Below are 24,219 nucleotides of genomic sequence, written 5' to 3' on the forward strand. Positions count from 1 at the left end.
CCGCCGATCTCTGTAATCTCATATGGAATTGGCTAAGGCTGCACTCTTCTCATCTCAACTCTGTCTCTGGCTAACTCTACTCTACTTAACTCTGCTACACACACTATATCTCATGGGATGTTACTTTGGCAACCATCAACTTTAAAAACGGGCACTTATTTCCCTTGGGAAGCCAGATCCGGTCTTAACGCCTGTGCTCCGTTCAAATATACATGTTTAATTTCACGCTGGGATTTATCGGTGTTTACCTGTACCATCAAACGAATGCACTTGGGTAAACTGCCTGCCACAGGAATTTCTAATGCACACATGAGCGGAACCATATCCCAGCCATCAAGCTGACGAATGGCCTTGGCTGGAAAGGCAGTATCCAGGTCATGGGTCACCGTAATCCATACGTTACTAATATCCTCCGGCTGAATTTCATTGTAGGATACAATTTCCTCCAGTAGTTGGCATGTTGCTTCCAAAATTTCGTTTTCTTCATTATTCACTACGGTCGTCGCGCCACGAATTCCCCGATTGTACATCGTTACGCCCCCTCTTTTAACTGTTCAATAACTCGTCGGATGTAAGAGACGGAAATATCCTTCACAACCTCCACGTGCCCGATGCTACGTGGGACGACAAAAGTAATGCTGCCTTCTTTGAACTTTTTGTCATGCATCATCGCGTCCAGCAGCCGATCTGTATCGATTTGTGACGGAAGGGAGGTCGGTAGCCGTAGCGAAGACAACATATCCTTCGTTTCATCTACCAAAGAAGGATCTGCCCCCAGCTTCACGCCCAAAAGTGCGGAGCCGACCATACCAATAGAAATGGCTTCTCCGTGTAAAAACTCACCATATCCCGCAATGGCTTCAATCGCATGACCAATCGTATGACCTAGGTTTAGAATAGCGCGTAAATCATTTTCTCGTTCATCACACGACACCACTTCGGCTTTTACGGAACATCCCTTTTCCAGACCGTACTCCAGAGCTGTCGCATCCAGCGCAAGCAAATCAGTCGCATGGTCACGGCACCACTGGGCGAAATCAGCATCCCAGATCAAACCATGCTTGATCATTTCAGCAAGCCCGGCAGATACCTCACGAGGAGGTAAGGTAGACAACGTATCTACGTCATATAACACAAGTTCCGGTTGATGGAAGGCTCCTATCATATTCTTCGCCAAAGGATGGTTGATGCCGACCTTACCGCCCACGCTACTATCATGGGCAAGGATCGTAGTGGGGATCTGTACAAACTTGACACCTCTCATATAAGAAGCTGCCACAAATCCAGCCAAATCACCCACCACACCACCACCAAGTGCAATAACGGCTGAATTGCGATCCAAACCGCCCTCAATGGCTGCTGTTATGACCTGCTCAAATACAGCAAGCGACTTGGAGGTTTCACCTGGCTTAACGACAAAGGACACTGTCTTGTAGCCAGATGCCTGAAGATTGCTCTCCAATGTTGCCAAGTAGAATCCCGCTACATTTTCGTCAGAAACAATCAACAACGGGCTTTTTTGCGCAATTCCTCGTTCCTTCAACAACTCTCCGGCTCGATGTAACAGCCCTCGTCCGATATGAATAGGATAAGAACGTTCGCCAAGTTGTACCGTCAGCGTACTCATCTTAGTACCGCCCCAGTTGTTCTTCGTAGGATGCAATATTCGCGCGAATCTCTTCAATCGAATCCCCACCGAATTTTTCTAGCAAAGCTTTCGCAATCTCCCAAGCTACGACATGCTCCATGACTACGCTTGCCGCTGGCACTGCACATGCATCCGAACGCTCAACCTGTGCGGTGAACGCTTCCTTTGTATCAATGTCGACGCTTTGCAACGGCTTGTAGAGTGTAGGAATCGGCTTCATTACGCCACGAACCACAACTGGCATTCCATTCGTCATACCACCCTCAAAACCACCCAAACGATTGGTACGACGGTGATATCCACGTTCCTCATCATATAGAATCTCGTCATGCACCTGTGAACCGCGCAATTCCCCTGCTTCAAAGCCGATGCCAATTTCCACGCCTTTAAATGCATTAATCGACATGACGCCTTGTGCGATACGTGCATCCAGTTTCCGATCATACTGTACATGACTGCCCAGACCAATCGGAACACCTTCTACAATACACTCCACTACCCCACCGACTGAATCACCTTCTTGCTTGATCAGATCAATATATGCTTCCATTTTCTTTTCGGTTTCTGGATCGGTTACTCTCACCGAGGAGGCTTCTGTCACGGCAATCAGCTCATCAATCGGCAAATCACGGTAAGGAGCTTCGATTTCCCCAATACGGATGACCTGACCTGCCACCTTGATTCCGAACTCAGCCAGCAATTGACGGGCCAAACCGCCGCATGCCACACGAATTGCTGTTTCACGTGCACTGGAGCGCTCCAGCACGTTACGAAGGTCCTTCAGGTTGTATTTCATTCCGCCATTCAAATCCGCATGACCCGGACGTGGCCGGTGAACCCGACGCTTGTCTTCATCACTGCCTTCAATAGGCTCAATATTCATAATGTTCTGCCAGTGCTTCCAATCGTTATTTTCTACAACCAGCGCAATCGGTGCACCTGTGGTATAGCCGTGACGTACGCCTCCGGCAATCTTCGCCGTATCTTTTTCAATCTGCATACGCCGACCCCGTCCATACCCTTTCTGACGACGGTGCAGCTGAAAATTCAATTCCTCAAAATCCAATTTTAAATTGCTCGGCATACCCTCTACAATGGCAGTTAGCTGGGGACCATGCGTTTCCCCCGCGGTTAAATAACGTAAACTCATGACGCGTTCCCCCTTTAAACTGTTAAACTGTGCATCGCTAAAATCTTTAACTGTGCTTCATTATAGTATACGCACCTTTCTTTGACAAGAAAAGCCACGTGTATGCAGATAAACAAAAACACGCCTCTTAGCCAAAGGGGCTAAAGGACGTGCTTTGCTGATAAGCCAACCATCAATTACTCAAGGATATAAATAAGTTCCTACAAACTTTGGATGATATATGCAGGCTTATGCTTTTTTGCGATAAAAAAAGGTTTCCGTCGATTCCAGACCATATTGGTTAGGAGAAAAGATTTGCTCTGTACTACCGACAAATAACACACCGCCGGGACGAAGACTGGCTGCAAACTTTTGATACAACGTATGTTTTGCCTCTTCTGTAAAATAAATCATTACATTTCGACAGATAATGAGATCATAACCATCCTCAAACCGATCCAGCAGCAAGTTTTGCTTTTGAAATTTCACGGCTTGTTTCAAACGGTCATCAATTCGATACATCGCACCATCCGGCTTAAAATATTTGCTAGCCACCTGCTCAGGTACATCCTTGAGCGAACGCTCCAAATATTTGCCTTCCTTGGCTTTTGCCAATGCACCGTCATCAATGTCGGAAGCTGTAATGGAACAATTTCCTAAAATCCCTTTACCGTCGAGAACCATAGCCAGGCTATAAGGCTCTTCACCAGTCGAGCAGGCCGCACTCCACAGCTTAAGCTTCTGCTTCCCCACAAGCAGCTGTGGCAAGATTGTATCCCGCAGCACTTCCCACCGATTGGGATTTCGCCAAAATTCCGAAACATTGATCGTCATTCGATCCAGAAATTCATAGAATAGAGGTTTTTCCTTCATCATGGCATCATAAAAAGAAACAAAACTGGGAAACCCGTTTTTGTTGCGAAGCGTAGTTAACCGCCTTTTCATCTGTGCTTCTTTGTATTGTGCAAGATCAATACCTGTGCTGTCCTTGATTTTGCGGATAAACGCTGTGTAATCGGGGTCCGTCTGACCCAGTTCCATATCCGTCATGCTACCATCCTTCTTCATACGTAATTTAACTTACATCCAGGTCGCCACACTTTTTTCATACCGAACGGATTCTTCCGGCATGAAAAAATTTGCAATCTCGCGCTCTGCGCTCTCCGGTGAATCTGAACCATGAATGAGGTTAAACGGTGTATGTGCTGCAAAGTCTCCACGAATTGTGCCCGGAAGAGCTTCAGTTACTTGTGTTTTACCAATCAACAAGCGGGAAAGCGTAACGATGTTATCCCCTTCCCATACCATAGCAAACACAGGGCCTGATGTGATAAAACCTACAAGCTCTTCAAAAAAAGGCTTGCCCACATGCTCCGCATAATGCCGTTCTGCCTGTTCTCTAGATACTTGCACAAGCTTGCCAGCCGTCATTTTGAAGCCTTTGTCTTCCAGTCGACTGATGATACGTCCAATCAATCCACGTTGTACACCATCCGGTTTAACCATCAAAAAAGTACGATCCATCGGCTCACTCCCAATCCAATCTAATGTATTTATACAGTACTAAACTGTATTGTAACAGAAAGCTTGGAACCGGTTAAAGCATTTTGTCACAGCAAACCCAAAACACAACTTTAGTAGGAGCGGCGTGTTACAAAATGAGCAATATCGCGTAGCGTCTTTTTTGTTTTGACATCTGGTAGTAAGTCCAGCGCGTTTAGCGCTTTATTAATATATCGGTCGGCGAGAATTTCAGCTTTAGCGATTCCTTCACTTTTTTTGATCATATCCACCGCTTTGCGTGCGTCTCCTTGCCCATCTCCATCCTGAATGCGGCGGATTTCAGCCAGTAGATCGGCACGCAACTCAGGCTGTTCAAGCGCATAAATCACCGGAAGCGTAATATTCCCCTGTCTCATATCGCTGCCCGGCGGCTTGCCAATCTTTTTTTCCGTGCCACACAGATCAAGCAGATCATCCTGAATTTGAAAAGCCATACCTACGTTATAGCCATAGCTGTACAGCAGGGAATTGACACTTTCTCGTGCCCCTGCAGCCATAGCTCCCAGCTGGCAACTAACCGCAATCAACAATGCCGTTTTTCGCCGTATGCGAAGCAAATAATTCCGCACACTCTGATCCACATTAAAAAAATCACGAATTTGTTCCATTTCACCAATGGACATCTGCACCAGCGCTTTAGACAGTACCCGGTGAATGTCGGGATTCGGCAGTCCAGCAGCAATAGACAGCGCACGTGCATATATGTAGTCTCCGGTGTACATAGCCACCCGATTGTCCCATTTGGACTTCACGGTGGGTTGACCGCGTCTCATTTCCGCATCGTCAATCACATCGTCGTGAACGAGAGAGGCAGAATGAATCAGTTCCAGAGGTACCGCTATACGCTTGAGCTTGTCCAGATCATATTCTCCAAACTTGCCTCCCAGCAATACAAATACGGGACGCAAACGCTTGCCCCCTGCTTTAAGCAGATGAAGCGACGTATCATTAATCAACGGCTCCGTACTGTCGATACTGCGATACAACTCTTCTTCTATAAAGTTCATATCCTTCTTTAATAAACCGAACAAATCCAATCGTTTCATTCTTTCACCCGTGTCAGCGTATTGTCACTCCAGAGAAGCGGCTTCACTCGTCGGTCAAGCAGCCCCAGTTCATGCGCATACTGAAAATAAAGCTCTAAACCTTGTTGTTGCTTCTCTCCAAAATCATAACACAGATTAGTAAAGTAACGCTCCCAATAATCTCGCAGACCTCCAATTTCCTCGCATGCTTCAGAAATAACAGGCGTCAGGTCCGACAGACTACGCTGCTTGCTTACGCGGAACGCACTTGCAATTTCAGCCACCGCCGCGGGATTTTGAGCAGCAACAGCACGTCGTACTGCCCATACAGCAAAAGTCATACTATAACCCGTCCAGCGCTTCCACTCTTCTCCGAGGTCCGTAACATACAGACCTTCGCTTCGCCAAGATGCCTTAATCGCGTGATCTCCAATCAGTAGCCCTGCATCTGCCTGTTCCAGCATCAAGTCAAGATCCGGTTCACAGTCAAAATAGGAAGGCTGACCTTCCCATGCCTTTTGCATCAAAATTTTCAACAAATTCACGGATGTAGCAGACGTATTCGTTAGTGCAATGGTTCCGTTTTTGATTTCGTCCAGCGGCTTGCGTGAAAATAGTAAAATGGATTGCACAGGACCATCTGCACTGACGGATAAATCCGGCAACAATAGCATTTCCTCAGCACCCGATGCATACGCAAATGAGGACATCGCACTGATATCCAAACTCCCATTCAGCATACCTCGATTCAATTCAGCCGGAACTTTAGAAACCATCTCCGCCGAATGGAGAAGCTCAGAAGGATTAAAATAATGAAAAATAGGCCAAGCGTTTGTATATTTAATTTTTCCGATTGTGATTGTCTTGGTGTCCGGCGTCGGCATCGGAATCCCCCCATCTCGTAAACAGTTGATGTTCTATACGCAAGCTGTCCAATACTTTGCCTACGAGGAACAGCACAATATCATCCAGCGTCTTCGGATGAAAGTAAAAAGCCGGCATAGCCGGAATCATTTTGACGCCGAGTCTCGCAAGCTTAAGCATGTTTTCCAAATGAATGGCATGTAGAGGTGTTTCACGAGGCACAAGGATCAGCGGACGACCTTCCTTCATCATCACGTCCGCTGCTCTCGCCATAAGGTTATCGGACGAGCCGTGTGCTACTGCTGACAACGTCCCCATCGAGCATGGCATAATAATCATCGCATCCACCAAATAAGAGCCGCTCGCAATCGAAGCTCCAATATCTGTGAACGGATGGTATACAAGAGAACCGGGACGGCCTCCGAATTGTTCATTCAAAGCCCCTTCCCGGTCAGTCACATTCCAGCCCAACTCCTCTTTCAATACCCGCCAGCCAGCATTGGAAACGATCAGGTGAACTGTGTATTGCAAGTCCAGCAAAGTCTCTACCAGTCGCACACCATAAATGCTTCCGCTCGCGCCTGTAATGCCAATAACGATTCGTTTGCCTTGATGTCCGCTCACCTGATTATTCATTAGTATTGACGCACCACCAAATCAATCAGTGTAAAGGCAAACACGACAGTGCTAAGTACACCGTTCATAGTAAAGAATGCCGTCTGCAAACGACTCAAATCTTTTGGAGATACGATATAGTGTTCATAAAATAAAATAATGTACGAAATAATCATGCCCGCCAGATACCACCAGCTTAAATCTGCAATAAAGAACAGTACAATAAATCCGATTGCCGTAATGACGTGGAATGCCCGAGCGATGTTCAACGCACCTGCTACACCAAAACGGGCAGGAATAGAATAAACTCCTTCGTTTTGGTCAAAATCTATATCCTGACAAGCATAAATTACATCAAATCCCGCCGTCCAAAATGCAATCGTGAGATATAGTACGATAGCAGTCAAATCTATTTGTCCCGTTACTGCAACCCACGCGCCGAGTGGCGCCAAACCAATGGTCAGACCAAGCACAATATGGCAAAGCCAAGTGAAACGCTTGGTGTAAGAATAAAAAACGAGCATAAAAAAGGCCAGCGGGAACAGCTTGAACGCCAGCGGACTTAACTTGAATGATGCCCAGAATAACAACACCAAACTGACGATAATGAAAATCACCACTTCGCTCGATTTGAGCAACCCCGCCGGGATAGCGCGTCCTGCTGTGCGCGGATTTTTCCCGTCAATCACCCGGTCAATCATACGATTGAAGCCAAAAGCCGCGCTACGTGCGCCAACCATAGCTAGCAGAATCCAGCCGATCTGCGGCCAAGAGGGAAGGTTGCCTGTCACGATAACAGACCCCAATACAGCCCCCATGAATGCAAATGGGAGCGCAAATAACGTATGTTCAATTTTAATCATTTCCAAAAAAATAGCAATTTTCTTAAACATGCTGACTCTCCTTGATTCCAATGTGCAATGCCGCAATGCCTCCGGTGAGAGAATGAGCCTGAACATCCTTCAATCCGACTTCACGGAAGATGCCAGCCAACTCATCCCTTCCTGGAAAAAGCGCCAACGAATCAGGGAGCCATTTATACTGCTCATAACGTTTGGCGAACAATTTGCCGAGCATGGGCAAGATGTGTTGAAAATATGTGTAGTAAATTCCCTTGAACGGCTGCCAAGTAGGTTTGGACAATTCCAGACATACGACCTGCCCGCCAGGTTTGACGACTCGTTGCATCTCCTGTAACACGTGGCGCAGATCAGGCACGTTGCGCAGACCGAAACCAATCGTCGCATAATCAAATGAATTATCTTCAAAAGGTAGTTCCATCGCGTTGCCCTGAACAAGCTTAATTTGCTTTTCACGGGATTCTGATGTAATCTTACGCTCGCCAACATTGAGCATGTTCTGACTAAAATCGAGTCCTACGATGTGACCACTTTCACTTGCTCGTGCCATCGCAAGCGTCCAGTCACATGTACCACAGCAAAGATCAATTGCCGTATCGCCGCGATGCATGTTCATTTTTTTCATCGTAAATTTCCGCCAAGCCTTATGTCTGCGAAAGCTCAGTATATCGTTCATCAAATCGTATTTACCTGCTATGCTTTCAAACACGCCATGAACGAATTGCTCTTTCGGCTTGGTGTCGCTTGATCCCATCACGTTCACCTAACCTTCCCTCACAACTGGGTGCGGACTATTTAGCAGCTTCAGGAAAGGCTCAAGCATGCGTTCAAATTCCTCGATCCCCGTATTTTGATCATCTGACAGGATCTGCCGGATGTGTGTAACAGCCGTGCGAAGCTTGTCCAGTATCGCATCCTCGGCTTTGTATTTCAGAACAAGCTTACGCCATGCTTCAGTGTCAGTACCACTCTCTGAAAGCAATGCCTGCTCGTTCCGGTCCCCGTTACCATAAATATGCCAGAACATATATCCGAAACGGGACTTGTCCGGTTCTGTCCGCTTGCCCCATTCCTCCACCAAGGTGTCACAGAGGGCAAATTTGTTGAGAAGCTGCTTCCAAATTTCCTGATCCTGTTCTGCTACAAGTGAAGTGAATGATAAAAAAAGCTCCTTTTTGAAACGAACCATCTGAGTTAAATACTGAGTTGCATCCAATCGGAATTGCTTCATTCCCCAGTACAGATTCATTTTCCCTGCGTTCACTTCACATACAGCATCACTCAGCTTCGAAATGGCCGTGATGCGGCCTGCCAGTGCAAGCAGCTGATAAAAACGACTGCTAAAATAGTCCCCAGCTAACACTTTCAGCTGTCTGGAACGCATCTCCTCCGGGCTCCGTATACCGGATAAAGTATCAATCATATCATGCGTATCCAGCCCCATCTGCACAAGCGAGGTTACCAATGCGTACAGTTCGTCCTCACTGGCATGCAGCTCCTGCGCATTCCGGTTCAAAAACACAAACATCAAACGGGTACGGCTGTCAGGAAAAGCCGGCATTTCCGTATGTTGTTGAATCATGTCGTATTCCACATATTTCCTTGCTAATTGGGGTACGCGATACGGTTTCATCCTAAGCCTCCGAGACATGACTTTCTGCTATACTCAAATAATTGCAATGCCTTATATTATATCACAATTTAAAATGATTCGCGACTAAAGTACTGTAGGTCCACCGGCAGAAACATCTAATCTGTATATACACCGTTAAACCTGTTTTGCCACATGGGCGTTACCGTAATGCGGAAACGGGACCTCAAATCCTCTGGCAATTCCGCGCCTTCCCGGCTTCTCAGCTGTTCCAATGCCTCGTTCGTCCACTCGTTCCGGCGTATATCGGATGCAAGCAGCAAATGACGTTCTCCTGACCATTCATCCTGTGTCACCACCCGAAGCAGCAATTGCCGTACATTCGTCGTTCCGTAAAAGCTAAAAGCGGCAAGCTCCGCCATGTTTTGATAAATCTCTAGTGGGGCAGTTTCTTCCTTAGACAGCTTGACATCCAGGGTCAGGACTGAATGTTCCCAGCTTGCGCTTGCAATCGGTGTGGTCAACGGCAGCTCATTCAGCGTATCCACCAGATTGTCATCCGACAGCAGCACCCGTTGCTGAGGCGAAATCGTCGCCTGTGTCTCGCGAACTGCTGCGGTTCCTGAGTCCAGCACCTGTAAGGACGGCAGCAACACAGCTGCTGCGATGGTTATGAGAATGGAGCCACCGAATACAATCCAAGGTTTCATCAGAGCCTCCCCTGACCTCTACCTCATAATGTGGGTTTGCTACGGTAAAGGTCCTCACTCTCATTCTACAACAAAAAAAAGCAGGCTATGCCTGCATTTTAATCCTCCGTATCTACTACCCCGTGCTTGGTCATCACAACGGCTTTGCCGCGAATTTTAATAGCAGAAGTATGATCCGTAAATTGGACGATCAGTACTTCGCCCTTGTCCAATTTTTCTGAATGATGCAAGCGTGTATCCTGACCTCTGGTCAGACCAAAAACCTGACATCCGTTGCTTTTCGCTTTAATTACGACGTACTCACTACTACCCGTCACATTATCTTCCATGTCCTTTTCCTCCCTGAGAGCCGAAGCTATACTTTTTATGATGGAGATTCAAGCTTGTTTTGTCAACTACATGCTTCCTTCGCTACCTGCAACAATTAGCGTGTCCCGAGCCATACTATCCGTGCAGTCCCATCCATTAAAGAAAGGAACGGATCTGATGAAAAACTATCTTCCCGCCAATCTCAGTCCTGCCCAAATCGAACGACTTCAACAGCTGGAGCATGAATTTGCTGAGCTAACAGGTGAACCCCTAGTGCTGATCGCTTATGCCTCGCGAAACGGCAGAACAGCTTCCTCTTCTCCAGTCCATAGCACCTCTACCACGAAGTAAACAGGACAAAAAGAAAAGGCCGTGAATCAAATTCACGGTCTTTTCAGCGCATTGGGAATATGTAAGAAATCTTATTTAATTCCGTCTTTGAGCGCTTTACCCGGTTTAAATGCCGGAATTTTACTCGCAGGGATTTCGATTTCTTCTCCTGTTTGCGGGTTACGTCCTTTACGTGCGGAACGTTCACGAACCTCAAAGTTCCCGAAACCTACCAGTTGCACCTTATCTCCGCTTTGCAGCGCTCCAGAGATCGCCTCAAATACTGCATCGATTGCTTTGGTTACGTCCTTTTTGGACAATTCAGTGCTTTCAGAAACCTGATTGATCAAATCCGTTTTATTCATAATATTCACCTCCCAATTCAAGTGTAGTCCAGCATTAAGGTTATCGGTGTTAATGACCGATATGAGGTCGCCTGTATAAAATAACCCGGGCGGCGTACTGCCTTCCATAATGTTATCATCTGTTTCCGTTTCGTCGTTAAATATACATAGAATATACCTAACCTCCGCAATATAGGCCGAAACTGGCGTTTTATGGCACCCTTCTTGCGTGGAACAAGGTTTATAGTAATACAGTCCACAGACAATTTCAAGTACGACGACGGTTTAACACGTAAAAAGTAACGGCCAGCGCAAGTACCAGCACTACTCCTTTGACAATATCATGGGCAAAATATTGCACATTCATCATCGTTAGTCCATTAACCAACACACCGATCAACACTGCACCAATAAATGTACCAATGACATTGGGTTTACCAGCACCAAAGACCGAAAAACCGACGAATACTGCAGCTACCGCCTCCATCAGCAAGGGGGAACCCGCGTCAATTTGGCCTGAGCCTACTCGCGAGGCATACAAAATACCGGCAATCGCCGCAAATACGCCTGAAGCAACATAGGCCAGAGTACGGACTTTTTTTACCCGTATGCCTGACAGACGAGCAGCTTCCTCATTTCCACCCGTTACATACATTTGACGCCCATGCTTTGTATAGGTCAAGAAAACATGCACCGCTGCCACAGCCAGCAACAGTAAAATAACTGAAATCGGGATACCCAACCATTTACCTTGCCCCAGCAAAAGAAATGCAGGAGATATCTCCCCCGGCGCCTTGCTGCCATCGGGAAACTGCATATGATTGTATATGGTATAGCCCTGGGCGTACGTTTTGTGAATCCCGCTTACAATATACATGATTGCAAGGGTTGCGAGCAAATCAGGAATACGCAGTTTAATAATCAGTAATGAATTCAACAGTCCTACCAAAGCACCGACAACCAGAGACACAATAATGACCACCGCAACAGGCTGCTCATACCAGACCATCAAAGAAGCTGAAACGACCGTTGTCAAAGATACTGTAGCTCCCACCGATAGGTCAAAACCGTCCACAATAAGTGACAACGTCACACCAATGGCAACGAAAGTCACAATGGCAATTGAGCCAAGAATGTCCATTAAATTATCATACGTCCAGAAATAAGGTAATGTAGATGAAAAAAACGCTAACACACCTATAATGACAACTACGGCACCGTAACGAAATGAGACGTTTAACCATTTTTCCTTCATGAATGCACCTCTTCACCGCCGCTGGCATACAACAGAAGCTGTTCCTGTTCCACTTCGCCCCGCGCAAATTCCTTTATAATTTTTCCATCATACATCACTGCAATCCGATCACCAATGCCAATCCCTTCAGCAAATTCACAGGTTAGATAAATGATCGCTTTTCCTTGCTCCGCCAACTCGCCAATGATACGGAAAATATCACTTTTTGCCCCTATATCTACACCCTTGGTTGGCTCGTCAAAAACAAATACATCCGCTCCAGAATGCAACCATTTCCCAATCGCAACTTTTTGCTGATTCCCACCACTTAAATATTTAACATTCTGGCGGAGCGATGGCGTCTTAATACCGAGAGAGGCGACAATTCCATTACCGTTATTTCGTTCTTTACGCCGACTGATGAAACCAAGGACACTCAGTTTGCCCAAAAGCGGAAGGCTGAGGTTTCTTTCCACACTCTCCTCAATTAACACCCCCTGCTTACGCCGCTCCTCGGGTATGGACACAATTCCTTGAGCTACCGCGTCCGCTGGCTCTCTCAATCGAATGGAGCGACCTTTAAAGGTCAACTCTCCCTTATCCGGCTTGTCTGCTCCTGTAAGAAGTCGTGACAGCTCTGTCTTGCCTGCACCAACCAAACCCACAATAGAGAGAATTTCACCACATCGGACTTGTAAATCAATGCCGTGCACTCGTAATCCTTTATGAAGCCCTTTCGCTTCCAATACCGTTTCACCAATCGGTACCTCTGTTTTTGGGAACTCCTCTTCAAATGTTTTCCCAAGCATATGCGTAACGATGTCGCCTACACTTAAATCAGAGGCAGGCCCCGTGAACACGCGCTCACCATCACGCATCACCGTAACATGGTCACTGTGTTCGATAACCTCCGGCAATCGGTGTGTGATGAGGATACATGCAACTCCCTCATCCTTGAGTGTATGGATTGTGCGGAACAAACGTCGCGTTTCTTCCTCGCTGAGCGGCGCCGTAGGCTCATCAAAAATGATGGTATTTGCTTGCTGTGTCAGAATGCGTGCAATAAGCACAAGCTGTTTTTCTGCCAACGTCAATTCAGACACATATCGTCTTACGTCAATATCTACCTCCAGACGTGCTAATGCCTCACGCGCTCGTCTGCGCATAGAACCCGGTGCAGCCCACCATCGACCATCAGGTGCAGACAAATCGTCCATTACAATATTTTCAGCGACAGTTAACTGAGGTACAAGCGCTGAATCGACCTCCTGATACACACAGTGAATTCCCGCTCTTTTGGCCTCCCACGGTGAACTAATGTTCAGTTCCTTCCCACCAACTACGATAGCTCCCTGATCGGAACGATACGCACCGGACAAAATCTTCATCAATGTGCTTTTCCCTGCCCCGTTGGCGCCCAGCAGAGCGTGAATTTCGCCACCCTGCACCGTAAAATCCACGGCTCGCAGCGCATCTACACCAGCAAACTGTTTGCTGATTTTTTTCATTTCCAATGTATATACTTGTGAACTCATGGTGCCCCCTCACGCCTGCTTATGATAAAAGCGCGCCGAAGCGCGCCTTTGCGTTATGCAAACATTTTATTTGGACGTTTCATATTCCTTCATCCAATCCTTATAGCCCTGCTCGCTTTGGCCCCATCCCTTCACATATTGGGACAGCTCGGATGTGGAAATTTGCTTATCTGGCAGCGCTTCGCGTTGCACATATACAGCCTTCAGTACAACTTTCTCCTCCGGATTATCCCCATGCAACTTCTGATATGCATAGCGCACTTGTACGCGCCCGATATCTGTTGGATCTACGGCTGCCGAGGCCACCCAAGGATTTTTCGGGTCCTGGATCATTTGCAAGTCCTCGTCGCTCATGTCAATGCCGTAGACTTTAATTTCCGTACGTCCCGCTTGTTGGATGGCACGGGCTGCACCTTTGGCAAACTCATCCCACGCCGCCCAGACGGCTGTAATTTCGCCCTTAGGATATTGCTTTAATACAGCTTCCATTTTGGCTTGCGTATCCAACGCAGGATTCTGAGCCGAACCAAAAGTCGCAATTTCTTTAATATCTGGATTGGATTTCAAAAATGCACCATAAGCAACCTGACGACGTTCCATCGGTGCAAATCCGGCAACCCATACTTTCACAATGTTGCCTTTGCCACCGATATCCTTTTTCATTTGCTCCAGCGTCAGCTCAGCCATGCTTTGGTCATCTTGGGCGAGCACTACCGCACCCGGAACATTGACGGCAGCATCGAACACGATAACCGGAATATTGCGGGAAATTGCCTTTTTCAGCCCTGTCTCCAGCAATGCATCACCGTGATCAGTCAAAATGACATCAAATTGCTGGTTAATCGCACTATCAAGCAGAGAAGCCATTTTAGCCTTATCGTTATCTGCCACAAACTTAGTCAGCGTACCGCCAAATTTCTTAACTTCCTCTTCCACACCTTGAACATACTGTTGCGAAAATGTGCCCGTGTTAAACTCCATGATCAACGCAACCCGTTTACCCTTTAGATTTAAATTGTCCGTTTTTCCGTTTGTTGTATTCGATCCTGCAGTGCTTGTCCCTTGAGTGCCGCTCTCTGTCTTCGGCACGCCACATGCAGTGACCAGCAAAACCAGCACCAGTAGCATGATAGCCCCCAGCCCTAGCTTTTTGTTTCTTTGGAGCTCTTTTTGGATATTCATGATTTCATTTCCCCCTCGTTCAATCCACAAAATAATTCAAATTTGATACTTAATATATCGCTTTAAACCAAGTATGTAAATAGGTTTTATGAAATATAGAAAAAAATTCCGACTACATATGACAAAATACAACAATTCCACAAAAAAATTAAACAACCGCCCCCGATTGAATAACGGGGAACGGTTGCTGCATAGAGGTGTCTTTTTAGTTCTCTACTTGACAGGGTACGCCACAGGGTCGATTTTTGCTTATGCTTAAAATGTGAACATCATGAGCGGAGACTAGCCTGGAGATACAATCTCCTTGTCATTTTCAATATGAGGACGCTCCCATCTAACTTATTTGGAGCACTGCTTTACCGGAAAACTTCCGATCTATCAGTTGTTGGGCAATAGTTCCAACTTCCTTCCACGATGCCTCCACTTCGATCCTTGGTACTAACTGGCCTTTTGAAACAAGCTCACCTAGTAATTTCAGATCTTCCGCTGGCGAATAGCGATTTATCTCCTCTCCTAGAAAGAAGCTGTACAAGGTCCTACCCCCTAAGCCCCTGATATTAATCGTTGCGTAAGGTGAGGACGAATGTCCCATGGATACACAAATCCCTTCTGGCACAAGCTGAGGTAGTAATGCAGCTAGCGTATCACCACCTACTGAATCCAAAATTAGATGATAAGGTCCAAATGTATCAACCGATAAAATCGCCGTATCTCCAACGACAACCTCATTAGCACCAGCGTCTTGAACAAGTAGAGCTTTTTCCTTGGTTCTGGCTACACCTACTGTAAAAGCTCCTGATTGCGCTGCTAGCTGGTGTGCAAAAATCCCCACTCCGCCAGTCGAGCCAGTTACCAATATCCGCTTACCGAGCAGCATTCCTCCTTTTCTAAGCGTATAGAGCGCTGACAGACCGGCTACCGGTAAAGTAGCAGCCTGGGCGAAGGTAATATCATCGGGAAATTCAGCCAGTAATGAAGTAGGGGCAGCAACTTGTTCGGCCCATGCTCCCATTTGGAGAAGGCCTACCACACGGCTTCCTTGTTTCGGACCCGTGCCATCTTTGGCCTGCTCGATGACGATCCCAGCAAAATCCCAGCCTGGTCTGATCTGTCTTCCATTATTCCTTGCATCTACAACTTCACCCCGATTAAGAGAGAAGGCCTGTACTTGAACGATCGCTTCCCAAGGCTGGGCCTGTGGGGCGACAGCTTCCTTTATCGCGAAATATCCTGAAGCAAACGGATCTGTTACAATTGCACGAATCATACGATCTCCTCCATGATTATCATTGAGAACCTCTTGTAAATAGCTCACCTTTTTCACAATGTAGTATACTGTAGGGAATCATCTGCACCAAGTGTAGAACTACACCTCATTATGAAAAGGATTGAAAAAGGATGACCATGCACAAGGACGAGGACTTCCAATATAAAACATTAAAAATCGTATTGGGAGAGATTGAAGCTGTTCGCATGAAACGTCAACGGGAATATACTGAGCTATCTCACCCGTTATTGAAACGATTTACTCAGCAGGAGCTTAATGATGAGGCATGTCCTACGTATAAAAATCTATTGGTTGGACGGTCTCGTCGAATACCGGATCGGCAAACGATGATCCATATTGCTGAGTATCTGGAGTGCACTTCAGATGAGCGCAATGATCTTCTTCTCGCCGCTGATTATCTTCCGATCCATTACGAATTGGAGGGACGGTCTCTGGAGCTGGCTCTGGAGCAAGCGCAGCAGATCATGAGTAATTTGCCATTTCCGGCAATGATCGTTACTCATACCTTAGATATCAAGGGGTTAAATGAGCCGTTTCGCCATTTATTTGATATCCCCTCCGATTCTTTTATGAATGGAAAACTGAATAAAGTTGATTTTCATTTTAACTCCGATTTTTCCATTCGTCCCCGTTCTACCTTCGATGCTGAGTCGTTCGAAGAGTGGGAGTCTCATGCTATTTACGGGATACAAGCTTTCAAAAGGTATAACATGTTTTCCCGATACGACCATTGGTATAAAAAGTTAATTGACAGATTTCGAAAATACGACGATCTTAATAAATATTGGAGTATGCAGCCAAAGGACTCATCAAATGAAGTTGAGCACTCTAAAATCATTTTGGCCAGAATGGGAGCCATGGCCGATTTAGCCCCCATTCGCTACAAGCAAATTCATCTTTCTGTAAGCAGCCACATGTATCCTGGAATTGAAGTGTACTTACCGATTGACGAACCTGGACGCAGAGTATTTGAATATTTGGGGTGTCCTGCCGAATGCCAGAACAACGCTTTTAATAAATAGCCAGTCAATTGCTATATCGATTATAAGAATCGTTCATTGCAAATTAAATAAGCCTCGGTGCTACGTTGAAAGAGACCAAATATGAAAATGACTACCAGGGTAATCACGTTGTGAAACTCATTAATCGGATTGTTACATTTGAACCTAAATCCCGCTAGGAGAAACGAAAAGCTCAATAAAAACAGAGGTAGTCTAGGACTTTATTTTCTCGTCCATGGCTACCCCTGTCTGGTTTTAGAGGTCAGTCTAATATTTTGTTTTTGCGAACCATAGAGAGCCAATTGCTCTCCACGGTATTTCTCTTATACATTTTTTTGGGTGTGGCTTAGCCTTAAAGAATAATAGCAATGAGACCGCCGGAGCCTTCATTAATGATACGACCCAGCGTTTCCTGCAGCTTATAGCGTGCATTGTCCGGCATCATAGCGATTTTACCCTGAATGCCTTCCCGTACAATGGAATGCAGCGAACGTCCGAAAATGTCTGACTCCCAAATTTTGATTGGGTCATTCTCAAAATCCTGCATCAGATAGCGCATAAGCTCCTCACTTTGCTTCTCTGTTCCGATAATCGGAGCAAATTCCGATTCCACATCCACACGGATCATGTGTATGGAAGGTGCTGTTGCCTTGAGCCGCACACCAAACCTTGTGCCCTGACGAATCAACTGCGGATCGTCTAGTGCCATTTCGGACAATGACGGCGCTGCAATGCCATATCCCGTTGTCTTGACCATTTCCAGCGCCTCGGCGAAGCGGTCGTACTCCCGTTTGGCATGGGCAAAATCCTGCATCATTTGCAGCAAATGATCCTTGCCGCGAATCTCTACCCCGACGACTTCGACCAAAATCTGGTCATATAGCTCATCGGGAGCATACAGATCAATTTCAGCTACGCCCTGCCCCATATTCATCCCGCTCAATCCGGCCCTGTCGATGAATTCATATTCCATAAACTGGCCAACCACTCGATCTACATCACGCAGACGTCGAATATCTTTAACCGTATCGCGAACGGAATTTTCATAATTGCTACGCAGCCAGTGCTCTTCGTTCAGTACCATGACCCAGCTCGGCAGGTTTACATTCACCTCATGCACCGGAAATTCATACAATACTTCACGAAGTACGCCTGTAACATCATCTTCCGTCATAGTCGCCGCGCTGAGTGTCATAACTGGTATATCGTACTTGGCAGCCAGCTCACTGCGAAGCTGGAGTGTTTCATCACTGCGCGGATGCGTGGAGTTGATAACCAAAACAAATGGCTTGCCAACTTCCTTCAACTCCTCAATGACGCGTTCCTCCGACTCTACATAAGAGCTGCGAGGGATTTCCGCAATCGTGCCGTCTGTAGTGACTACCACACCGAGCGTCGAATGCTCCTGAATAACCTTGCGTGTACCAATTTCCGCCGCTTCCTGAAAAGGAATGGGTTCTTCGAACCATGGTGTGGAAATCATCCTCGGACCATTTTCATCCTCGTACCCTTTTGCTCCTTCTACTGCATATCCTACACAGTCAACCAGACGTACATTCACGTCCAGTCCTTCCGTTACTTTGATCTGGACGGCATTATTCGGTACGAATTTAGGCTCCGTCGTCATGATCGTCTTGCCTGCCGCACTTTGCGGCAACTCGTCTACGGCGCGGGCACGGTCCGCCTCACTTGTAATGTTCGGCAGAACAATCGTCTCCATAAACCGCTTGATAAACGTTGATTTTCCTGTTCGGACTGCGCCGACGACCCCAAGATAAATGTCTCCTCCGGTGCGTTCGGCAATGTCTTTAAAAATGTCCACTTTCTCCAATGAAATCCCCTCCTCAAAAGTCTCCGAAGGAAAAATGCTTAAAGAGCATCCGCTTCGTGTTCAACCAACTGCTTGATCCCAGATGCGGCAGAACAGCCTTTAAAATGCCCGGAAGTCGTCCGCCGCCGAGATTCAGGAGACTGATGGAATCGGCGAAACGGCGTAAACTCGTACATGCATTTGGACTGATACCATCATATGTATCCCCTCCGTAAAATATGTTTAGTTTTTTAAAAAATAGATTACGACACAGCGATCATTGCAGAAACGATATTTTACGTTTGGGTCCACTCACCTAATATATGCGGGGCAAGACTCTCCCATGACTTCGTCGCTAGATTAAATAAAAAAAGGATGTTTCTCCTGACCGTTTAGAGTCGTCGGAAACCATCCTTTTTTATTCTCCTGATATAATCGGCATTACCACAGTTCATCATCCATCGCCTGACGCTCCAGTTGCCGCCTGATAGCCGCCTTAAGCCTATCCTCCGGTACGGTTACCTGCATATCGCCTTGGACACGCACCTGGCAGGATAAGCGTATTCCCTCATCCAGTAAAGGTCCCAGCTTACGCTGCTCTGCATCGCTGGGTTGGCCTGCGAATTCAGCCCATTCCGGTGATATCTGTACCTTACACATCAGACAGGCTGCTTTTCCGTCACAACGAGTGGGAATATATACACCCGCTTTACGGGCAGCCTGAAGCAATGACGTACCCTGACCGACCTGTACGCGCCTGCCTGACGGCTTGAACATAATCTGCACATTCATGAACGGTCCTCCAGTCGTCTTTCTCCTAACACACACAGCTTATACTTCATTGCCCATCAGGATGACGGAGTGCAACTCTGGCCAAGGCAGAAGTTCTGCAAGCTTGTCCAATTGCTCCTCATTCCAAATATTACTGACTAGTAGCTGCTTCAGTACAATGATATGACGTCGCGGGTCGCGCTTCATAACATCTGCAATCGCTTTATATCGGTCGGGTCGATTTCGCAATATATTGAATAAAAGTTCATGACTGAGCGGCATCAGACGCAGTGGAGCACTCCCCAGCTCAAGCTGAACCCCAGCCGACCAAAGTAGTCGCTCGATCTCTAAGCGGTATAACGCTCCGCCACATAATACCTCAAATCCCCCCACCAACTCGACTGGAAATCCCTCCAAGTCATAGTGGCTCAGCAATGAAACGTAAGAGCCGCTACGGTCAACCTGCTGTCGATCTATACTCATACCCAGGGGGTGCGCATGGAGCTGCTTTGCAGCATGAATATCCGCATAAATATCAATGTCCCGAGGCAGGCGATCCAGTTCAACTTCTTGCACAAGTAGTGAACAGCTCCCCCCCAGCATCCACGGAACCGACACTGTTGACCAGCTCTCAGCCAAGCTACTCAGCGCAACTGCCAGATTGTGAGGAAGCCTGTCTACTAACACTGATGATATTGCCTCCTTCAACATCGTTTCCTCCTTTGCTGTCTTTCCTTCCGTTTCCTGATGGGCATCATTATAACATGTTCGACAGGGCAGTTCGATATTTTGTGTACTGAAAAAGAGGTTAGCTGCTCCAAAATATAAAAAAAACCGCGAACCTTCCCGGTTCACGGTGAATAATACTAACCGGCGTGCCGCCAGCGGTCTATTTTTTCATCATCATTTTCATCAACGCTTCCATATTGGAAGGATTCATTCCGCTCTTTTTGACGGCACCAACGATATCCCTTACTGTATCTTCCGACACCGGAATGTTGGCCATCGCAGACACCTGCTTGATAAGCTGACGCAGTTGCGCTTCGCTTTGAAGCGTGTCCGCCTTTACCGTGCCTGCCAGCTTTTTCACTGCATTTTCGGATATGTTTTTGCCACCTTTTTTGTTAATGGCCTTCAATGCATCTTTCGGAAAGTTTTTATTCACAATCTCCCCTCCTCCGCCATTGCTCAACTCAGTCTATGAGTGGCGGAGACAAAAGGTGATTAAGCGTACATAAGACATGCCAAACGCCTAACTAAAAAAGGCTATCTCATTATAGAAAAAATCTACCATGAGACAGCCTTTATATTATTAAAGCTCATCCGACCCTTAAGAATGCCATTGCTCCCAAGTTTGAAGTGGCATGACTTCCATCTCGGTCTTAGGATCGCGACCCATCAGCGCCTCAACGGCCTTACGGACGTCACGTCCTTCAAACAGTACTCCATACAGCACCTCTGTAATAGGCATCTGAACACCTAATTTTTGAGAGATGGCGTATGCAGCTTTTGTCGTTCGAATACCTTCTACGACCATGCCCATCGATTCTAGCACAGCATCAAGCTGCTGGCCCTGTCCCAATAGGGACCCTGCACGCCAGTTGCGACTGTGACGACTCGTTGCAGTGACCACTAGATCGCCAATACCAGCCAGGCCGGCAAAGGTTAATGGATTAGCACCCATCTCAACTCCGGCACGGGTAATTTCAGCCAATCCACGAGTCAATAAAGCCGCTTTGGCATTATCACCGAAACCAAGTCCGTCTGACATTCCCGCACCCAATGCGATAATGTTTTTTAGCGCCCCGGACAGTTCCACGCCGAGCAAATCACGGTTTGTATAGACGCGGAAATAGGAGTTCATGAACAGCCCCTGTGCGGCCTGTGCAGCCTTCTCATTGGAGGAAGCTACAACGACCGTTGTAGGACACTTCTTCACCACTTCTTCCGCATGACTCGGACCAGACAGCACGGCAATATCGCCCTCCGCGACTTCCAGTTCTTCCGAGATCACCGTGGACATACGTTTAAGCGTTTCAGTTTCAAACCCTTTAATGGCATGCACTACCAGCATATCCTTGCTAAAATGAGCTTTCAGACTACGTGCTACCTGACGAGCAGCAGCCGAAGGAGATACGATAATCACTGCTCTAGCACCAGATACCGCAGTCTGCATGTCAGTTGTAGCTGAAATGCGATCAGACAAAATGGAGCCTGGTAAATAATGCTCATTCGTATGCTTCTCATTGATTTCAGCTGCTTGCTGCTCGTTTCTCGTCCAGACAGAGACATTGTTGTTATTGGCCGCAAGAACGGAAGCCAGGGCTGTTCCCCAACTCCCCGCGACCAGCACAGCTATTTTCTCAGACAAGACGATCTCCTCCTTTGGAGCCAAGCTTATTCTCATTCCCCCGTACCAGCTTGACTATGTTGGTACGGTGTCTCCACACAGCGAACAGACAAATGATTAGAGCCGTCCAGAATAACGGCCATGCATAACCAAGCACGAGTAATATCCAGGGGGTCAAAATGACAAAAATGAGCGATCCCAAGGATACGTAACGCGTCATTACGATTGCAAGTATCGCAATGATTCCGGCATATAGTGCGGGCAGTAAGGCAAGCGATGCCAATACACCAATAGCAGTCGCAATACCTTTTCCTCCACGGAAGTGAAAATATACCGGCCAGTTATGGCCCGCAATCGCCGCAATGCCGCACAAACCCGGTCCCCAGGATGATTGTCCACCTAACCAGTGCCCTATTAGCACTGCAATAACCCCTTTAAGTACGTCCAGCAGCAGCACCAGAATAGCTGGGCCTTTTCCAAGCACACGCAGCGTATTCGTCGCACCGGCATTGCCGCTTCCATGCTGGCGAATGTCGATTCCTTTTAATTTTCCATACAGCAAACTAAAGCTGACAGAGCCAAGCAAGTAACTGAGTACGATGGCAACGATTTGTAAAATCAACCTATTCGCTCCTAACTTTCGTCAGACTTGCGCCGTGTAAAGATACGAATTGGAGTTCCTTCAAAATTGAAGGCGGCGCGAATTTTGTTCTCCAGATAACGCTCATACGAGAAGTGCATTATTTCTGGATCGTTTACGAATACAACCATCGTAGGCGGCTTAACAGCAACCTGGGTCACATAGTTAATGCGCAGACGACGTCCCTTGTCTGTTGGTGGAGGATTGATGGCAACCGCATCGGAAATTACATCATTCAGCAAATGTGTCTGAATACGCAACACATGCTGCTGCGCCACATGCTGTACAACAGGAAGCAGCTTTTGCAGACGTTGCTTCGTTTTTGCAGACAAGAACACAATCGGAGCATATGTCATAAACAGAAAGTGATCGCGAATTTTCGTTTCAAACTGGTGCATCGTTTTATCGTCCTTGTCCACGACATCCCATTTGTTAACGACAAACAGCGATGCTTTACCCGCTTCATAAGCATAGCCAGCAATGTGCTTATCCTGCTCAATAATGCCTTCCTCGCCGTTAATAACGACCAGTACAACATCTGCACGCTCAATGGCACGCATGGCACGCATTACACTATATTTTTCGGTCGTTTCATAAACTTTACCACGTTTACGCATACCTGCCGTATCAATCAGCACATACTTTTGACCGTCTTTTTCAAAAGGTGTATCAATTGCATCACGAGTCGTGCCTGCAATGTCACTAACGATAACCCGTTCTTCTCCCAAAATGGCGTTAACCAGTGAAGATTTACCTACATTTGGGCGGCCGATCAAGGCAACACGAATAACGTCTTCATCATAGTGATCTTCTTCCAGCTCAGGCAAATTGGACGTAATGGCATCTAACAAGTCGCCTATCCCTGTTCCATGACTACCAGAAACAGCGATTGGATCACCAAATCCATAAGAATAAAACTCATAAATCAGATCGGCGCGACTGAGGTTGTCCACCTTGTTGACAGCTACGATGATCGGTTTACCCGAACGATATAGCATTTGAGCTACCTCTTCATCTGACTGTGTAATTCCTGCTTTCGCATCACTCATGAATACAATTACATCTGCTTCTTCTATTGCGAGTTCGGCCTGCATACGGATGGATTTTAAAATGACATCCTCACCATCAATCTCAATGCCGCCGGTGTCAATAATACTGAAGGATTTACCATTCCACTCCGATATACCGTATATACGGTCACGAGTGATTCCGGGTTTATCTTCCACGATGGACAAACGATCCCCGATAATCCGATTAAAAATAGTGGACTTACCCACATTCGGACGACCAACGATAGCCACAACGGGTCTTGCCATAAATTCACTCCTCCTGTCAATTCTTCCGCTATCATCATAGCAAAAAACATACCTATTGGCGATATGGTCACGTAACAACAATCGGCGAACCCTCTGGGTCCGCC

At 46.8% G+C, this 24,219-nt stretch carries 27 protein-coding genes; 2 read left to right on the forward strand and 25 right to left on the reverse strand.

The window, feature by feature from the left end; all coding sequences use genetic code 11:
- Positions 1 to 155 precede the first annotated feature (155 nt).
- From aroH to mtrB, 13 genes are all read right to left on the reverse strand, one after another.
- A complete protein-coding gene (aroH, locus tag MKX30_RS03230; RefSeq protein WP_013310718.1) occupies positions 156 to 530 on the reverse strand; it encodes a chorismate mutase in 375 nt (124 codons plus the stop codon).
- 2 nt (positions 531 to 532) lie between these two features.
- A complete protein-coding gene (aroB, locus tag MKX30_RS03235) occupies positions 533 to 1,627 on the reverse strand; it encodes a 3-dehydroquinate synthase (RefSeq protein ID WP_279832736.1) in 1,095 nt (364 codons plus the stop codon).
- A gap of 1 nt (position 1,628) precedes the next feature.
- Positions 1,629 to 2,798, reverse strand: a complete 1,170-nt coding sequence (aroC, locus tag MKX30_RS03240) for a chorismate synthase (protein WP_028540638.1) — start codon at positions 2,796 to 2,798, stop codon at positions 1,629 to 1,631.
- Positions 2,799 to 3,026: 228 nt separating this feature from the next.
- Positions 3,027 to 3,827, reverse strand: coding sequence for a CheR family methyltransferase (locus tag MKX30_RS03245; RefSeq protein ID WP_023989169.1), 801 nt, complete (start codon positions 3,825 to 3,827; stop codon positions 3,027 to 3,029).
- A 30-nt stretch (positions 3,828 to 3,857) separates the two neighbouring features.
- On the reverse strand, positions 3,858 to 4,301 hold the full coding sequence (gene ndk / locus MKX30_RS03250) for a nucleoside-diphosphate kinase (RefSeq protein ID WP_013310722.1): 444 nt from the start codon (positions 4,299 to 4,301) through the stop codon (positions 3,858 to 3,860).
- Positions 4,302 to 4,411: 110 nt separating this feature from the next.
- Positions 4,412 to 5,386, reverse strand: a complete 975-nt coding sequence (locus MKX30_RS03255) for a polyprenyl synthetase family protein (protein WP_013310723.1) — start codon at positions 5,384 to 5,386, stop codon at positions 4,412 to 4,414.
- Positions 5,383 to 6,249 (reverse strand): menaquinone biosynthetic enzyme MqnA/MqnD family protein, encoded by an 867-nt coding sequence (locus MKX30_RS03260; RefSeq protein ID WP_028540636.1) that lies wholly within the window; start codon positions 6,247 to 6,249, stop codon positions 5,383 to 5,385. Before MKX30_RS03260 ends, MKX30_RS03255 begins: the two co-directional genes overlap by 4 nt.
- Positions 6,206 to 6,865: a UbiX family flavin prenyltransferase gene (locus MKX30_RS03265; RefSeq protein ID WP_013310725.1), complete on the reverse strand. Its 660-nt coding sequence runs from the start codon at positions 6,863 to 6,865 to the stop codon at positions 6,206 to 6,208. Before MKX30_RS03265 ends, MKX30_RS03260 begins: the two co-directional genes overlap by 44 nt.
- Complete coding sequence (locus MKX30_RS03270; protein ID WP_028540635.1) at positions 6,865 to 7,737, reverse strand: UbiA-like polyprenyltransferase; 873 nt, start codon at positions 7,735 to 7,737, stop codon at positions 6,865 to 6,867. The genes MKX30_RS03265 and MKX30_RS03270 overlap by 1 nt, the downstream gene beginning before the upstream one ends.
- Positions 7,730 to 8,458 (reverse strand): demethylmenaquinone methyltransferase, encoded by a 729-nt coding sequence (locus MKX30_RS03275; RefSeq protein ID WP_023989173.1) that lies wholly within the window; start codon positions 8,456 to 8,458, stop codon positions 7,730 to 7,732. Before MKX30_RS03275 ends, MKX30_RS03270 begins: the two co-directional genes overlap by 8 nt.
- A gap of 9 nt (positions 8,459 to 8,467) precedes the next feature.
- Entirely contained in the window at positions 8,468 to 9,337 is an 870-nt protein-coding gene (locus MKX30_RS03280; protein ID WP_076295286.1) for a heptaprenyl diphosphate synthase component 1, read from the reverse strand.
- Positions 9,338 to 9,453: 116 nt separating this feature from the next.
- On the reverse strand, positions 9,454 to 10,005 hold the full coding sequence (locus tag MKX30_RS03285; RefSeq protein WP_254347449.1) for a hypothetical protein: 552 nt from the start codon (positions 10,003 to 10,005) through the stop codon (positions 9,454 to 9,456).
- A gap of 98 nt (positions 10,006 to 10,103) precedes the next feature.
- A complete protein-coding gene (gene mtrB / locus MKX30_RS03290; protein WP_013310730.1) occupies positions 10,104 to 10,334 on the reverse strand; it encodes a trp RNA-binding attenuation protein MtrB in 231 nt (76 codons plus the stop codon).
- A 37-nt stretch (positions 10,335 to 10,371) separates the two neighbouring features.
- Between mtrB and MKX30_RS03295 the strand changes: the two genes are divergently transcribed.
- Positions 10,372 to 10,665 (forward strand): hypothetical protein, encoded by a 294-nt coding sequence (locus MKX30_RS03295; RefSeq protein WP_034095056.1) that lies wholly within the window; start codon positions 10,372 to 10,374, stop codon positions 10,663 to 10,665.
- Between the two features lie 71 nt (positions 10,666 to 10,736).
- Here the strand turns inward: MKX30_RS03295 and MKX30_RS03300 are convergent, their stop codons facing one another.
- The 5 genes from MKX30_RS03300 to MKX30_RS03320 form a co-directional block, all read right to left on the reverse strand.
- A complete protein-coding gene (locus MKX30_RS03300; RefSeq protein WP_013310732.1) occupies positions 10,737 to 11,009 on the reverse strand; it encodes an HU family DNA-binding protein in 273 nt (90 codons plus the stop codon).
- A 247-nt stretch (positions 11,010 to 11,256) separates the two neighbouring features.
- Positions 11,257 to 12,243, reverse strand: a complete 987-nt coding sequence (locus tag MKX30_RS03305; protein WP_013310733.1) for an ABC transporter permease — start codon at positions 12,241 to 12,243, stop codon at positions 11,257 to 11,259.
- Positions 12,240 to 13,757, reverse strand: a complete 1,518-nt coding sequence (locus MKX30_RS03310; RefSeq protein ID WP_254347450.1) for a sugar ABC transporter ATP-binding protein — start codon at positions 13,755 to 13,757, stop codon at positions 12,240 to 12,242. Before MKX30_RS03310 ends, MKX30_RS03305 begins: the two co-directional genes overlap by 4 nt.
- A 66-nt stretch (positions 13,758 to 13,823) precedes the next feature.
- Entirely contained in the window at positions 13,824 to 14,939 is a 1,116-nt protein-coding gene (locus MKX30_RS03315; RefSeq protein WP_341062441.1) for a sugar ABC transporter substrate-binding protein, read from the reverse strand.
- 334 nt (positions 14,940 to 15,273) lie between these two features.
- Positions 15,274 to 16,206: a zinc-binding dehydrogenase gene (locus tag MKX30_RS03320; RefSeq protein WP_341062442.1), complete on the reverse strand. Its 933-nt coding sequence runs from the start codon at positions 16,204 to 16,206 to the stop codon at positions 15,274 to 15,276.
- Positions 16,207 to 16,337: 131 nt separating this feature from the next.
- Here MKX30_RS03320 and MKX30_RS03325 point away from each other — a divergent pair, with 131 nt between their 5' ends.
- Positions 16,338 to 17,249, forward strand: a complete 912-nt coding sequence (locus MKX30_RS03325; protein ID WP_023989180.1) for an MmyB family transcriptional regulator — start codon at positions 16,338 to 16,340, stop codon at positions 17,247 to 17,249.
- 331 nt (positions 17,250 to 17,580) lie between these two features.
- On the opposite strand, the gene spoIVA is transcribed toward MKX30_RS03325, so the two are convergent.
- From spoIVA to der, 7 genes are all read right to left on the reverse strand, one after another.
- Positions 17,581 to 19,059 carry a stage IV sporulation protein A gene (gene spoIVA / locus MKX30_RS03330; RefSeq protein WP_023989182.1) on the reverse strand — a complete coding sequence of 493 codons (1,479 nt, stop codon included), beginning with the start codon at positions 19,057 to 19,059 and terminating at the stop codon, positions 17,581 to 17,583.
- 420 nt (positions 19,060 to 19,479) lie between these two features.
- Positions 19,480 to 19,830 carry a 2Fe-2S iron-sulfur cluster-binding protein gene (locus tag MKX30_RS03335; RefSeq protein WP_076295283.1) on the reverse strand — a complete coding sequence of 117 codons (351 nt, stop codon included), beginning with the start codon at positions 19,828 to 19,830 and terminating at the stop codon, positions 19,480 to 19,482.
- Between the two features lie 39 nt (positions 19,831 to 19,869).
- A complete protein-coding gene (locus tag MKX30_RS03340) occupies positions 19,870 to 20,520 on the reverse strand; it encodes a hypothetical protein (RefSeq protein WP_264453634.1) in 651 nt (216 codons plus the stop codon).
- Positions 20,521 to 20,698: 178 nt separating this feature from the next.
- Positions 20,699 to 20,974, reverse strand: coding sequence for a stage VI sporulation protein F (locus tag MKX30_RS03345; RefSeq protein ID WP_013310741.1), 276 nt, complete (start codon positions 20,972 to 20,974; stop codon positions 20,699 to 20,701).
- Positions 20,975 to 21,139: 165 nt separating this feature from the next.
- On the reverse strand, positions 21,140 to 22,180 hold the full coding sequence (locus tag MKX30_RS03350) for an NAD(P)H-dependent glycerol-3-phosphate dehydrogenase (protein ID WP_023989185.1): 1,041 nt from the start codon (positions 22,178 to 22,180) through the stop codon (positions 21,140 to 21,142).
- Entirely contained in the window at positions 22,173 to 22,781 is a 609-nt protein-coding gene (plsY, locus tag MKX30_RS03355; RefSeq protein ID WP_023989186.1) for a glycerol-3-phosphate 1-O-acyltransferase PlsY, read from the reverse strand. Before plsY ends, MKX30_RS03350 begins: the two co-directional genes overlap by 8 nt.
- Before the next feature lie 11 nt (positions 22,782 to 22,792).
- Positions 22,793 to 24,115 carry a ribosome biogenesis GTPase Der gene (gene der / locus MKX30_RS03360; RefSeq protein WP_013310744.1) on the reverse strand — a complete coding sequence of 441 codons (1,323 nt, stop codon included), beginning with the start codon at positions 24,113 to 24,115 and terminating at the stop codon, positions 22,793 to 22,795.
- Between the last annotated feature and the right edge of the window lie 104 nt (positions 24,116 to 24,219).

This window comes from Paenibacillus sp. FSL P2-0173 (assembly GCF_038008045.1).
In the GTDB taxonomy this organism is placed as follows: Bacteria; Bacillota; Bacilli; order Paenibacillales; family Paenibacillaceae; genus Paenibacillus; species Paenibacillus polymyxa_B.